General features: G+C 68.2%; 10 protein-coding genes. 1 reads left to right on the top strand and 9 read right to left on the bottom strand.

The annotated features are described in order from the left end of the window. Window positions 1–3: 3 nt before the first annotated feature. The 4 genes from NMB40_RS06630 to NMB40_RS06615 form a co-directional block, all read right to left on the bottom strand. The gene (locus tag NMB40_RS06630) at window positions 4–1,053 is read right to left on the bottom strand and encodes a phosphotransferase enzyme family protein (protein WP_494360518.1); all 1,050 of its coding nucleotides are present in this window, start codon (window positions 1,051–1,053) and stop codon (window positions 4–6) included. A gap of 89 nt (window positions 1,054–1,142) precedes the next feature. Beyond that, complete coding sequence (locus NMB40_RS06625) at window positions 1,143–3,347, bottom strand: hypothetical protein (protein WP_494360517.1); 2,205 nt, start codon at window positions 3,345–3,347, stop codon at window positions 1,143–1,145. Beyond that, window positions 3,344–4,555: a helix-turn-helix domain-containing protein gene (locus NMB40_RS06620; RefSeq protein ID WP_494360516.1), complete on the bottom strand. Its 1,212-nt coding sequence runs from the start codon at window positions 4,553–4,555 to the stop codon at window positions 3,344–3,346. The genes NMB40_RS06625 and NMB40_RS06620 overlap by 4 nt, the downstream gene beginning before the upstream one ends. 66 nt (window positions 4,556–4,621) lie before the next feature. Continuing rightward, complete coding sequence (locus NMB40_RS06615) at window positions 4,622–5,146, bottom strand: hypothetical protein (protein WP_494360515.1); 525 nt, start codon at window positions 5,144–5,146, stop codon at window positions 4,622–4,624. Between the two features lie 280 nt (window positions 5,147–5,426). Between NMB40_RS06615 and NMB40_RS06610 the strand changes: the two genes are divergently transcribed. Beyond that, window positions 5,427–8,492 carry a galactose-binding domain-containing protein gene (locus NMB40_RS06610; protein WP_494360514.1) on the top strand — a complete coding sequence of 1,022 codons (3,066 nt, stop codon included), beginning with the start codon at window positions 5,427–5,429 and terminating at the stop codon, window positions 8,490–8,492. Window positions 8,493–8,546: 54 nt separating this feature from the next. Here NMB40_RS06610 and NMB40_RS06605 read toward each other — a convergent pair whose 3' ends face one another. The 5 genes from NMB40_RS06605 to NMB40_RS06585 are packed head-to-tail and all read right to left on the bottom strand — an operon-like array spanning window position 8,547 to window position 14,381. Then, window positions 8,547–9,515 carry an ABC transporter substrate-binding protein gene (locus NMB40_RS06605; protein WP_494360513.1) on the bottom strand — a complete coding sequence of 323 codons (969 nt, stop codon included), beginning with the start codon at window positions 9,513–9,515 and terminating at the stop codon, window positions 8,547–8,549. Window positions 9,516–9,537: 22 nt separating this feature from the next. Further along, window positions 9,538–11,277, bottom strand: a complete 1,740-nt coding sequence (locus NMB40_RS06600; protein ID WP_494360512.1) for an amino acid ABC transporter permease/ATP-binding protein — start codon at window positions 11,275–11,277, stop codon at window positions 9,538–9,540. After that, window positions 11,274–11,819 (bottom strand): GNAT family N-acetyltransferase, encoded by a 546-nt coding sequence (locus NMB40_RS06595; protein WP_494360511.1) that lies wholly within the window; start codon window positions 11,817–11,819, stop codon window positions 11,274–11,276. Before NMB40_RS06595 ends, NMB40_RS06600 begins: the two co-directional genes overlap by 4 nt. Continuing rightward, window positions 11,816–13,027 (bottom strand): M20 aminoacylase family protein, encoded by a 1,212-nt coding sequence (locus tag NMB40_RS06590; RefSeq protein WP_494360510.1) that lies wholly within the window; start codon window positions 13,025–13,027, stop codon window positions 11,816–11,818. Before NMB40_RS06590 ends, NMB40_RS06595 begins: the two co-directional genes overlap by 4 nt. A 10-nt stretch (window positions 13,028–13,037) precedes the next feature. Further along, window positions 13,038–14,381 (bottom strand): LLM class flavin-dependent oxidoreductase, encoded by a 1,344-nt coding sequence (locus NMB40_RS06585; protein ID WP_494360509.1) that lies wholly within the window; start codon window positions 14,379–14,381, stop codon window positions 13,038–13,040. Window positions 14,382–14,392 lie beyond the last annotated feature (11 nt).

The following is a 14,392-nucleotide window of genomic DNA, read 5'->3' as shown; positions in this document are numbered from 1 at the left end:
GCGTCACTGGACGGCTGTCCAGCTACGCGCAGCCGCGTCTATCACGTTACCCGGCGCGAACTGCTCCTCCATGAAACGCAACGCCTGCCGGCGCTGGCTGGGCGGACGCGATGCCGCGCCCGGTTCGAGCAGCAGGTCGTGGAACTCCTGCAGGTCGTGCAGGATCCGCCAGTGGCGGTAATACGCCAGCCGGACCGGGTCCAGGGCGATCGCGCCGTACCCTTCATGGAACCGCGGCGGATCATCGCGCCCCCAGCGACCGCCTACGCCGGCGCCAACGAACATCAGGTCGCGTTCGCGTGGTGCCAGCACCATGTCGTCCCAGTCGATCAGGTGCAGCCCGCCATCGGCGCGCAGCAACAGGTTGCCCGCGTGCAGGTCGCCATGGCACAGCCCGCGCGACCAGCGCTGCCCGGCCAGGCGCTCACGCAGCGCAACGCAGTGCTGCCAGACCTCGGCCACCCGCGCCTGCCGTTGCCGCCAGGCACGCCGGTATTCCTCGGCCAGGGCATCGGGAATGGGCCAGCGCTCATCGCCGCGCTGCAGCCACGAACCCACCCGCTCCACCGCCGTGTCATCGTCGAATCCCGGTTGTGCCAGACCAGACGCCAACCGGGCCGGCAAGGTCGTGTCATGCACCTGGCGCAACACCTGGCCCAGCCGGTGCCACTGCGCCTGCGACAGGGCCACTTCGAACCCCGACTCGCCCTCCACATAGGCAAACAGGGTCCACTGCAGGCCCTCGGCGTGCGTGGCCGGGGCGCCATCAAGCGCAGGCTGCGGGGCCACCACTTCGTCCAGGCCGAGCGCGCCGCGCAGGTGCTGCACGACCTCCCACACGGCATCGGCCACGGCATAGCGGCGGCACTTCAACCACCACCGCGTGCCGTCATCGGAGGTGACCTGGTACACCGTGGCGCCCGCATCGGCCCCCGCCGGCCGCTGCATGACATGGCTGACGTGCAGGCCATAGGCCTGCGCCAGCACGGCGCCAATCTGCGAAGAAGACAATTCCTGTGGATGCAGCATTACTCCGCCGTGGCGCACGAACATCACACCACTATCCCAGAATCGCGTCGATACACACAGGGAATTGCGTCACGAAGAGACGCAATTTCTCATTCGTTATCCTGACACCGGAGTCAAACCGCCGCGCCCGCCGCCAGCGCCTGCAGTTCGCGCTGCAGCAGCGCTTGGACTTCCTCGCGCTGGAACTGGGTAACGAACACCGGCACCGCAAACACGTACGGCAACCCATCGGCCTCGCGGCGAACGACATACGCCAGCTGCAACCGGGCCAGCGCGTGGCGGACCTGCTCCGGATCGACCCGCGCACCCGCCGCATCGAAGGCAGCCAGCAGTTCCACCAGGGTGATGCCACGCTCGCCGCTCCCGACCAGCTGCGCACCCGCTACCTGGTACACCACGATCCGGTCGATGCGGCACGCCAGGGGATCGGGACTCAGCCGCGCCCACCCGGCCAGTGCATCGAACATCGGCTCGCTGACCAGCGCCGCATGTACCTGCGTGGCATCCAGCACGCGCTGGCCCCGGTCCAGCTGGCCCAGCAGCTGCTGGCAGGCAATGGCGACCAGGTTGGCGCGGCGACCGCACGCCGCCACCAGCCGCTGCGGCAGGTCCGGGCTGGCGAAGTGCACGCCCAGGCGCGCCATCGGTTCGGTGGCCAGCGCCAGGCAGGCGTCCTGTTCCAGCCCACCGATATGGATCACTTCGCCGAAGTTGCGCAGCGGTGAGGCGAAATCCAGGGTGACCGCTTCGTACAGATCCCAGAACCCGGCCAGCATGAAGTGGCAGCGCCCCTCTTCGCTCAGCGCGCGCAGCGCCGCCAGTTGCGGGTAACCGTGTGCCGCTTCAGCGCGCAGGAACAGATCGGTCTCGTCGATCAGCAGCAGCAGGCCACGCCCCTGCGCGCGCGAAGACAGCTCGGCGACCAGCGCATCGATCCCGGTGTCCTCGGCCAGGCCCAGTTCCAGCGCCAACCGCATCGTCAGCCGATGGTCGCGCAGCGACAGGTACACGCAGTGCACGCGCGGGTGGCCGACAAAGCGCCGCTCGATCGCCTTCATCAAACTGGTCTTGCCCAGCTGCCGGCCGCCCACCAGCAGGTAGTTGCCGGGCTCGCGGTTGAGCACCCGCGCCAGCAGCGACTCGCGCCCAAAGAAGGCCGCCGGGCGGGTGATGCCGCCATGGGTCTGGTAGGGCGAGATGCGGGTGACCCGGAGCTGCCGGGCCAGCAGCCCTGCCAGCGCATCGAGCGCGCCCGGCTGCAGCAGCCAGCGGGTCTGTGCGGCCTGGCCAAGGCATACGCACAGGTTGGCCGGATCGTCGGCGTAGGCAGCTAGTTCGGCCTCGACCGCCAGCGACGGGCTCACCACCATCACCACGTCCTGGCCATTGGGCATGGCGCGCAACTGCTGCACGATGGCATCGGCCGCCAGCGCCGGATCGGGCTGGTACAGCCACAACCGTTCCAGGGCCAGCGGCAGCTTGTCCGGCAGGGTCCATTCGCGGACCAGGCCGGTCAGCGCCCAGCCCGGTGCCGGCGCGTCGATCGCACCGATGCGCGCTGCCAGTTGCAGTGCACGTGTCATTGGCGTGGCCTGCAGGTGCCGCAGCGCGTCGCGCCAGCGCACCGTGGCAATCCCGGCACCGGCCAGGACGCGATCCTTGAGCCGCAACCATCCCAGCTGGCGGTCGATGACGGGCAGCGCCTGCAGCGGCTGGGCAAGCAGCCGCTGTGGCTCGCGCACGATGTCGGCCACCGCCGGCCGCACCCAGTACCAGAGCATGCCAAGCCCGGCCAGGCCCAGTACGGACAATCCCAGCACCACCGACAGCCACTGCACGATGCCCCACGGCGCCTGCGCGTGGCAGTTGGCCGGCAACCAGCGCGACGGTGGCGCAGGATCACCTGGGCGACAACGCCAGTACTGGGTGCGCGGCTCCAGCGTCTGCTCGATGGCCGCACCGCGCAGCCCGCTGTTGGCCGGGAAGCGGTCGGTGAAGCGCAGGCGCAGCACGAACGGCTGCGGCAGTTCGGCAACCACCAGGGTTTCTTCCGGATCATGCACGCCCGGCACGTCCACCTGCTGCGGCCAGGTTTCGTGCTGCAGCCAATACGACAACGCCTCTTCGCGCAGGAACATCATGTCGATGTTGGCCTGCTGCATGAGCATCATGCTTTCGCGGTCGCGCTGCATGCGCAGCAGCTGCACCGGGTTCAGCCACGGCACGAACAGGTAGCTGCCGACGAACCAGGTCAGGCCGGCCACCAGCAGCAGCCACCACCAGCGCAGTACCGGCTGCCCGCGCGGTGGCCTGCTCATGCGGTCTGCACCTGCATGCCGTCGATGACCTGTCGCACTGCGCGGCGGATCGCCTCGCAGCGCCATTCCAGGCATTGCCCTTGCGGGTGCGGGCGCGCGGCCAGCAGGTTGTTCCAGTACAGGTGGCGCAGCAGCGGATCGGCCAGGTACGGCCGCGCCGGTGCCACCACCTGGTGTGTCAGCCATCCCTGCACCGCGATACGCGCAGCGTCATCGCGCAACAGAGGTACCAGTGCCTCCCACAGGCGTGGATGGCTGGACAACGTGTCGGTGACCGCTTCGTCGTCGAGAGCGGTGTCAACGAGCAACGTCAGCGCGGCCTGCGCCAACAGCGGGTGCCCGCCGGACAACCGCAGCGCGCGCGCAAGCGTGTCGTCGCCAATGCCGGGGGCACTGCGCCGCAGGTCCTCGATTCCCAGCTCCGGCCAGCTCTCGCTGGCGGCAATGTTGAGCAGCGAAAGATCGCCGCCCTGGTACTTCAGGTCGGCCAACGCGGCCCCGCCACAGATCAGCAGGTGCAGCTTGCCGCTGTACATCTCGCTGAGGCTGCGCAGGATCCCGGCCAGCACATCGCGCGGCCCGGATGCCCCCTGCTCGAAGCGGCTGACCAGGCAGAACAGCGCACCGGGCTGCTGCAGCCGGCGCGCCAGCGCCATTTCGAAACTGGCGTCCGATCCAACGCCCTCCAGCCCGCACTGTGCGGCCAGCAAGGCAAAGTAGTCCTGGTCGCCCTCGCCAGACCGGAACGGTGGCTGCAGGTGCAGCACGCGCTCCTGCCCATAGCGCGCCGCTGCTTCAACAAGGATCGCGGCGCGCTCGGGCGGCTGCCCCCAATGGGCCTGGGTCAACAGCAGGCTCACCGGGTACGGGCGCAGCGACTGCAGGCGGTCGAACAGCCGGGTGACGGTGGGCGGCACGGAAACGCCGGGGTCGCCCTGCTCATCCCTTTCCGACACCGCCTCCACCGGGAACTCCGGCTCAAACCCCACCGACTGCAGCAACGCATTGCATTCGGTTTCGGTCAGGCGCAGGTAGTTGGCGCAGGCCAGTACCCGGTCGCGGTGACGCCGGCTGGGCCGCGAGGTACCGGCGCGCCAGTTGTTGACCGCCTCGCGGCTGATGCCGATCTCGGCGGCCACCCCGCCGGCACTGGCCCGGATCCGCCGCATGTGTCGAGACAGCAGGTCCGCGAACTCAGGGGCAGGCATGGGAAACGACCAGAACGGGAGGGAGTCGCACACCCTACCGTGACCGTATGGACTGTCAACCATGGCTCAGGCCGCAGGAACCGCAGCGCCCTGCCGCACGAACAGCTTGCGGGTCACCAGCAGGTGCACCACGAAGGCCAGGATCGCCAGCATGCCCAGCGCCACGATCACCCGGCCCAGCACCGACCCCAGCCCCTTCTGGCCTTCAAGGCGATCAAGCCGATCAAACTGCGCGGGGTTGCTGCGTGCGTAAGCCACGTCGACCTGCGGCGCTTCGCCCAGGTACGGCGTTGCGTTGTCTTCGGAGGTGGAAAAGTGGCCGGTATATTCAACGCCATCGACGTTGAAGTCGTAGCGGAAGTGGTACTGGTAGGACACCCGCCCCTTGCGGCGTTTTTCCTCGATGTGGTCGACCTGTACCGGTGCCTGCACGGTCACCGCATCCTTGAGGATGGCTTCGGCCTGGCGATGCCCGCTCAGGGCCGACCAGGCAAAGAACACCGCAAGCGCGGCATAGCCGATGCAGCACAGCCAGCGGGAGACGCGGGACAGGCGGGCGTGGGAGGTGTCTGAAACTGGAATGCTGATCATCTGGTTTTCCCCGTAAGTGGTCGTTTGCGTCATCAGCCAGGTCGCCGTGACTTCGGGATCCAGTGTGGGTGGCTGCGCCTCGTTGCTGAACGGGCAGCCTGTCAAGTCGGGGCCTGCGGCACCTGACAATCCGTCAACCGGGCGTTCCGGGGCGCATCCGGGGAACGCCATACTGCAATGCGTCATGTAACCGGTTACAACCACTGCTAGGGTTGGCCCGCCTCACTGGCGAGGCCGTAGCAGGAGGGTTGTTTTGATGGGGGTGTATGTACGTCGGCGCATGGTGCTGCTTCCCGTGCTTGGCCTCGCGTTTGCTTCAGCCTGTTTCGCCCAGGACGTGCCTGACCGCAGCCAATGGCGCGCCGGCAGCTCCTCCCAGCAGGTGCCCGCCATGGCGGTGAGTCACCTCATCGACGGCGATCCAAAGACCGTCACCGGTGGCGCCTTCAGCCCCGGCCACTGGTTCCAGATCGATCTGGGCAAGCCCAGCACCCTGAGCGGCGCACGCCTGACCTGGGATGTGTCCAATCCGGAGGGCTACAGCCTGCAGACCTCGCTGGACGGCAGGCAGTGGCAGACCGCCTACACCATGCGCGATTCGCTGGGCGGTATCGAGACGCTCTACTTCGCGCCGCGCCAGGCCCGCTACCTGCGCCTGGCCAGTCCGGAGCGCACCTCGGACTGGGGCGTGTCGATCTTCGAACTCGAACCACTGGACCGGCGCGCAACGGCCCGCATTTCCGGGCTGGATGCCACACAAGCCGCGACGCTGTGGCAAGGCGGCAGCGCGGTGGCCATTCCTGCGGACAAGGACGGCAGCCATGTGTTGAACATCGCCCTGCCAAAGGCCCTCTCTACCACCGGCCTGGCAGTGGACTGGGCGGGCGCGCACGGCAGCGCACGGCTGCAGGTACAGGACGCACAGGGGCGCTGGACCGACCTGGCGCATGACCCACAGGCCGGCAGCCGCCAGCAGAGCTGGCTGGCCGGCACCGCGCCGGTCAACGCACATGCGCTGCGTCTGCTGGTGGAGGGCGAGGCACCGAAGATCGCACGGCTGCGCCTGCTCGGGCCGGCCGCGGTGATGACGCCGATGAAGCGCTACCAGACCGCCGCCAGTGGCGCGCAGCGCGCCCTGTTCCCGGCCTCCCTGCACATGCAGCAGACCTACTGGACGGCCGTGGGCGTGCACGGTGGCCTGCAGAAATCGATCTTTGACGAGTTCGGCAACATCGAGGCGTTCAAGGGCGCACCGCTGGTACAGCCGATCTGGCGCAATGCCGATGGCAGCGCCGCCGGCGCCGCCGACCAACCGGTGCAGCATGCGCTGCGCGACGGTTGGAAACCGATGCCGTCGGTCACGTGGCAGCCGCAGCCTGGCCTGGAACTGAAGAGCGAGGCATTTGCGGTGGAACTCGGCGGCCAGCCGGTCACGCTGGTGCGCCACCGTCTGCACAACGTTGGCACGACCCCCATCGCCGGCACTCTGTCGCTGGTGACGCGTCCAATGCAGATGAATCCGCCGTGGCAGAACGGCGGCCTCTCGCCGATCCGTTCGGTGGCCATCGATGGCACCACGGTGCGGGTCAACGGGCGCTCACTGCTGCATTCGCTGACGCCGGTGGATGCATCGGGGGTGGCGCCGTTCGGCCCCGATGGCCGTACCGAGATCACCACCGCGGTGGCGCAGGGCGAACTGCCCAATGCGCAACAGGCCGATGATCCGGATGGCCTGGCAGCGGCCGCCCTCGCCTACCGCATCGAGCTCGCCCCGGGTGCCACCCAGTCGATCGTGGTCGCGTTCCCGCTGGGTACTGCGGCTGCCAACGGTGACGGCGCGCTTCCGGAGCCGCCAGCGATAGCCTTCGGCACGAAAACGCAGGATCCGGATGCGATCTTCGACGCCCTCGCTACCCGCGTTTCCAACGACTGGCAGGCGCGCCTGGGCCAGGTCGGCCTGCGCCTGCCCGACCCCTCCCTGGTGGACATGCTGCGCGCCCAGGCGGCCTACATGCTGATCAACCAGACCGGCCCGGCGATGCAACCCGGCCCACGCAACTACAACCGCTCCTTCATCCGCGACGGCATGGCCACCTCGGCGGTACTGCTGCGCATGGGCGAATCGCGCATCGCGCGCGACTACCTGGCCTGGTACACCGGGCACGGCGTGCACGCCAACGGCCTGGTGTCGCCGATCCTCAACAACGACGGCAGCGTCAACACCGGGTTCGGCTCGGATATCGAGTACGACAGCCAGGGCCAGTATGTTGCGCTGGTGGCCGATGTTGCGCGGCTGGATGGCGGCCCGGAATCGGTACGCGCCTACCTGCCGAAGGTGAAGGCCGCGCTGCGTTTCCTGCAGGAGCTGCGCGAGCGCACGCTGGTGCCCGGTTACATGGCCGGCCAGCCCGCGCCGGAGCGGTTCGCCGGCATCCTGGCACCGTCGATCAGTCACGAAGGCTATCCTTCGCCGACCCACAGTTACTGGGACGACTACTGGGGCCTGAAGGGCTGGCACGACGGCGCGTGGCTGGCCGAATCGCTGGGTGATCACGAGACCGCCGCGTGGGCGCGCGAACAGTACCGCCTGCTGCACGATGCGCTGGCCGCTTCGATCCGCGCCACCATGGCGTGGAAGGGCATCGACTTCATTCCCTCCTCCGCCGACCTGGGCGATGGCGACCCCACCGGCGTGTCGATCGCGCTGGACCCCACCGGGGCGCAGGACGTACTGCCCGAGCAGGCCCTGCGCACCACCTTCGCGCGCTACCTGGATGACGTGCGCAAGCGCAACCAGCCGGACGCGCTGTACGCCTACACGCCGTATGAAATCCGCAACGTGCTCAGCTACGTGCACCTGGACCAGCCCGAAGCCGCCGATGAGCTGCTGCAGGGCCTGCTGCGCGACCGCCGCCCGCTGGAATGGCAGGTACTGGCCGAAGTGGTGCACTCGCGGCTGCGCTTCCCGCGCTACCTGGGCGACATGCCACATACGTGGATCGGCGCCGAGTATGGGCGCACGTTGTTCGGCATGTTGATGCGCGAGGACGATGATGCGCTGTCGCTGCTGCCGGGTACGCCGCCGTCGTGGCTGGTGGGCGACGGGTTGGCGGTGGAGCGGCTGCCCACCGCGTTCGGCACGCTGCAGATGGACGCGGTGCAGCGTGGCGATACGCTGAAGGTGACCCTGGGCAAGGGGCTGCGGAAAGACGCTGCGGTCCGGGTGTGGTGGCCTTCGCGTACGCGGCCCAAGCAGGTGCGGGTGGATGGGCGGGTTGTGCAGGACTTTGATGGGAAGAGCGTGTTGATCAGCAAGCCGTTCCGGACGCTTGAAGCGGTGTGGTGATTGCGCTTGAACCGGTTGGTGCAGCCACGCAGGGCGTGGCTCTACGCGGGTGCGTCACAAGGTGCGTAAACCTGGTGGATTGGTTTCCGAGCGCGCTACCGCTTCTTCGCCTACGTTCCAGCGCTTCAGCGCCTGGGCGTAGGTGCCGGAGTCGATCTGCGTGTTGAGGGCCTGGGTGATGGCGGTGGCCAGGCCACTACCCTTGCGCGTGGTCACCGAGATGGCCGCCGCGTCCGGCCAACCGCCGGGGAACAGGCCGATGCGCCGCACCTTGCCATCGCGCGCGGAGTACGCGCCGGTGGCATTGGGTTCAAACGACACATCCGCGCGCCCGGTGATCACCGCCAACCGGCCCACCACCGCATCGTCGAAGTACTGGTACTCCACCGGCTTCAGACCGGCGGCGATGTTCTGCCTGTCCCACTGGCGCAGGATCTGGTCCTGGTTGGTGCTGGCGCCCAGCACCACCTTCAACCCTGCCACGTCGGCGGGCCGCTCGATCTTCTGCAGCGGTCCATCGGTGCGGGTATAGATACCCAGCAGGTCGAAACGGTAGCTCGAGAAATCGAACTTCTTCTTGCGCTCTTCAGTGACCGTCACGTTGGACAGCACCGCGTCGTACTTGCCCGACTCCAGCCCCAGCGGCCAATCCGCCCAGGCGACCGGCACCAGGACCAGCTTCAGCCCCAACCCATCGGCGATGAGCTTGGCGATGTCCGGCTCGACCCCGATGATTTGCCTGCTGTCGGCACCATAGTCGGCGAGCGGCAGCTGCCCGGGATGGGTGGCCACGGTGAGCGTACCCGGGGTGACGAATGCGTAGCCGGCCGGAATCAACGCCTGTGCCTTGGGATCGGGCGTACCGACCAGTGCGGCCAAGTCGGCCTGTCGCGATGCAGCCGCTGCGGTCGGTTCCGGAGCGCCGGTCACGCGCGAATAGACGATCGCGCCGACACCGGCAATCAATGCAGTGGCGATGACGACGGTGCTGACGGGAAGACGGCGGGTTCGCGTGCTGCTCATGGGGATTCCTCGAAGGTGGCGGTCATAGCGTCTTGGCAAGGAACTCGGCGGTACGTTGCTGGCGCGGCCGGTCGAACACCTGCTCCGGCGGTCCCTGCTCGATCACCCGTCCCTGGTCCATCATCACCACGTGGTCGGCCACCCGCCGCGCGAAGCCCAGCTCATGGGTGACGATGACCAGCGTGGTGCCCGACTGCGACAGTTCTTCGATCACCCCGAGCACTTCGGCGACCAGCTCCGGGTCCAGCGCCGAGGTCGGCTCGTCGAACAACAGCACCTTCGGCTGCAGCGCCAGCGCACGGGCAATGGCCACGCGCTGCTGCTGCCCGCCGGAGAGCTCGCGCGGGTAGGCGTTCGCCTTCTCCGACAGCCCCACCCGATCCAGCAGGTCATGGGCCTGCTGTTCGGCCTTCGCACGCGGGATGCCACGCACCGCAATGGGCGCTTCGATGATGTTCTCCAGCACGGTCAGGTGCGGGAACAGGTTGAACGCTTGGAACACCATGCCCACCTCCGCACGACGGCGGCGGATTTCGGCTTCGGGCAGCTCGTACAGCGTGTCCCCATCACGGCGGTAGCCCACCAGTTGCCCACCGACGGTGATGACGCCGCCGTCAGCGCGCTCCAGGTGGTTGATCAGCCGCAGCAGGGTGGACTTGCCGGCACCCGACGGCCCCACCAGCACGGTGACGCTGCCCGCCTTCAGTTCCAGCCGCACGTCGTCCAGCACCGTGGTCTCAGCAAAGTGTTTGCTCACGCCCTGCACCGACACGGCCGCGCCCTGCCCGGCCGCCACCGGGACGGAATGCTCCCGCCGCGTGGCGACACCCGGCGTGGCCGCTGGCGTGCTGCGCGGTCGTGACACCACCCGCGAAACGCTGCGCTCACGCTGCAGTTGTCCGCGCGCGAAGCGCCGCTCGATGCGGTGCTGGGCCAGCGACAGCGCGGTCAGTATCACCAGGTACCAGATCGTGGCCACCATCAGCAGCGGCACCACTTCCAGGTTGCGCCGGTAGATCACCTGCACGGTGTAGAACAGCTCGGGAAGGGCCAGCACATAGACCACCGAGGTGCTCTTGGCCAAGCCGATCACATCGTTGAACGCCGCCGGCAGGATCGAGCGCATTGCCTGCGGCAGGATGATGCGGCGGATCTGGCGCGCGCGGGGCAGCCCCAGTGCGGCGGCCGCCTCGTACTGGCCGTGATCCACCGACAGGATGCCGCCGCGGATGACCTCGGCGGAAAACGCGGCCTGGTTGAGGGTCAAGCCGAGCACCGCGGCGGTGAACACCCCGATCAACTGCGTGGTGGGATAGGAGAACAAGGTGATCGCGGTAAACGGCACCTCCAGCGCGATGGTGCTGTACAGGTACCCCAGGTTGTTGAGCAGCAACAGCAGCACCAGCAACGGAATCGAGCGGAACAGCCACACATAGCCCCACGACACCGCCGCCAGCAGCGGCGAACCGGAGACCCTGGCCAGCGCCAGCAGGGTGCCCAGCGCGAAGCCGAATGCGGTACCCAGGGCGGTCAACCACAGCGTGCGCGCCAGGCCTTCCAACACCGGCCGTGCAAAGAACCATTCCGCGAACGTGCCCCAGCCCCAGCGCGGGTTGCCCAGCACCGACTGCACCGCAAGCAGGATCAGCGACAGCGCCAGCAGCGTGCCGAACAGCTGCAGCGGGTGCCGCGCGGGCACGATGCGCAATGCCGACGGGGTCGCCGTTGCCACCCCGCCCAACGCAGACGAAGGAGTGCTCATGCGTGTGCCGCAAGCTCGAGCGCCTGCGCAACGGCGGCAACCGGCTGCGCCTTGCCCAGATGCTTCTCGAAGGGAAGATGCGCCACCGTCTCCGGGTCCGCCTGCAGGTCGAACAACGCGGTGTAGCCGTGGGTCAGGTACAGACCCACCGCTTCTGGCTGGCGGAAGCCGGTGGTCAGGAACACGCGCCGGTAGCCCTGTCGCAGTGCCTGGTCCTCCAGCTCCTGCAGCACCCGGCGCGCGATACCCTGGCGGCGCAGGCCGGGCAGCGTCCAGATCCGCTTGAACTCGGCGGTATCCGGGTCGCGGTGCGGCATGAACGCACCACCGGAGATGGCCTGGCCATCGCGGAGCAGCAGCACGAAGGCGCCCACCGGCGCGGCGAAGGCCTCGGCCGGATAGCGCTGCAGTTCCTCGCGGGCGGTGCCGCCGATCCGGCGCTGCACGTCGGCGTAGCGGGTCTCGTACTCGTGCTCCAGCCCGTCGAACAGCGGCTGCGCCAGCGGGTCGTTCACCGAGGTGTACAGGAAGCGCTCGCTCATGTCGTGGACTCCACCAGGTAGTGTTCGGCCAGCCGCGCCCACAGGCTGGCCGCTGGCGCTATCGCCGCGTCGTTGAACACGTAGCGCGGGCTGTGCAGGGGCGCGCTGTCGCCGTTGCCGACGAACACGAAGCTGCCCGGCCGTGCCTGCAGCAGGAATGCGAAGTCCTCGCTCGCGGTGCGCGGCGCGAAGTCCTCCACCACCTGCCCGCGCCCGAACGCGGCGTGTGCCACGTCGCGGACCAGCGCGGTCTGCTCAGGATGGTTGATGACGCTGGGGAAGCCACGCGGGAAGGAAATCTCCGCACGCGCACCAAACGCGGCAGCGGTCTGCTCGGCGATGTCGATCACCCGCCGGCGCAGCGTGTCGCGCACCTCGGGCAGGTAGGCGCGCACGGTAAGGGTCAGCTCCACCACGTCGGGAATAACGTTGGCGGCCTTGCCGCCATGGATCGAGCCCACCGTCACCACGCCCATCTGGCGCGGATCCACGTTGCGCGACACCACGCTCTGCAGGGCGGTGACGATGTGCGCGGCCGCCAGGATCGGATCCACCGCATGCTGCGGCTCGGCACCATGCCCGCCATTGCCCACCACCCGCAGCTGCGCCCAGTCCACCGACGCCATTGCCGGTCCATCCACGAAGCCGAAGTGCCCGGCCGGCACGCCGGGCCAGTTGTGCAGGCCGTAGATCGCATCCACCGGAAAGCGCTCGAACAGGCCGTCGTCGATCATCTTCGTGGCGCCGGAACCGGTCTCTTCCGCCGGCTGGAACACCAGCTGCAGGGTGCCTTCGAAGCGTCCGTGCCGTGCCAGGTAGTGGGCAGCCGACAGCAGGATGGCGGTGTGCCCGTCGTGGCCGCAGGCGTGCATCAAGCCGTCGCGCTGGCTGGCATAGGCCAGCCCGGAGTCTTCGTGGATGGGCAGCGCATCGATGTCCGCACGCAGGCCCAGGCGGCGCGTACCCTGCCCGCGCTGCAGCGTGCCGACCACGCCGGTGCCACCGAGTCCCGTGGTGACCTGGTAGCCCCACTGCTGCAACAGCTCGGCCACGCGTGAACTGGTGCGGTGTTCCTCGAAGGCCAGCTCCGGGTGCTGGTGCAGATCGTGGCGGATGGCGATGGCATCATCGATGCGTGCCGCGATCTGCGGCAGGACGCCAACGGTCGTTGCGGAAAGATCCAACGGGGGCCGGTGCAGGACGGTCATTGCGCTCTCCTCAACCGGCCTTGCGCGCGGGCACGGCATCGGCCGCGTAGCGGCTGGCCTTGCGCGGCAGGCCCAGGTGATCGCGCAGCGTGGCGCCTTCCAGCGTGCCACGGTGGTAACCGCGCGCAGCCAGGATCGGCAGCACCAGGCCGACGAAATCATCCAGGCCCTCGCGCTGCACGGAGAAGCCCAGAATGAAACCATCGCTGGCCCCGGCCTCGAACCAGCGGATCAGTTCATCGGCCACCTGCTCCGGCGTACCGATGAAGTTCGGCCGCGGGCTCACCACCTGCAGCGCCACCTGGCGCAGGGTGAGTCCCTGCTCGCGCGCATCCTGCTTGATCTTGTCGGTGGTGGAGCGGAATGAATTGCTGCCGATGTCGCCCAGCGCCGGGAACGGCGCATCCGGTGCGTACTGGGTGAAATCGTGGTGGTCGAAGAAGCGGCCCAGGTAGGCCAGCGCGTCATCCAGGGTGGCCAGTGCCGCAATGGCCTGGTATTTCGCTTCGGCTTCTTCCGCGGTGCGGCCCACGATGGGGCCGATGCCGGGGAATATCTTCACATCGGCCGCGCTGCGGCCATGCGCGATTGCCGCGTTCTTCACCTTCTGGGTGAACGCACGCGTTTCCTCCAGCGACGGCGCATGGGTGAACACCGCATCGGCGTACTTGCCGGCCAGTGCGATGCCATCATCGGAGGCGCCGGCCTGGAAGATCACCGGCTGGCCCTGCGGCGAACGCTGGATGTTGAGCGGGCCTTCGACCTGGAAGAACTTTCCCTTGTGGTCGAGACAGCGGAACTTACCTGGATCGAAGAACGTGCCGCTGTCGCGGTCGCGCACGAAGGTATCGTCGTCCCACGAATCCCACAGGCCCTGCACCACCTCAAGGTACTCATCGGCGATCTGGTAGCGCAGCGCGTGCTCGGGGTGCGCGCGCCCATAGTTGCGGCCGGAGCCTTCCAGTGGCGAGGTCACCACGTTCCAACCGGCGCGCCCGCCGCTGATCAGGTCCAGCGACGCGAACTGGCGCGCCACGGTGAACGGGTCGCTGTAGGAGGTGGACAGCGTGCCGGCCAGGCCGATCTTCGAGGTGGCCGTGGCCAGCGCCGACAGCAGCGTGATCGGCTCGAAGCGGTTGAGGAAGTGCGGAATGGATTTCTCGTTGATGTACAGCCCATCGGCCACGAAGCCAAAGGCGATGCCGTGGTTCTCGGCGGTGCGCGCCACGTCGATGTAGTACTCGAGATTGACGCTGGCATCGACCACGTTGGAGGGGTGCTTCCAGGCATGCATGTGGCTGCCGGGGCCCTGCAGCATGATGCCGAAGGGAATGGGACGCGGGGTCCTGCTCATGGCGACGCTCC

The sequence above is a fragment of the Stenotrophomonas sp. FBCC-B152 genome, assembly GCF_059134105.1.
The sequence above is the reverse complement of the archived record's forward strand: the minus strand, read 5'-3'. Positions and strand labels throughout refer to the sequence as shown.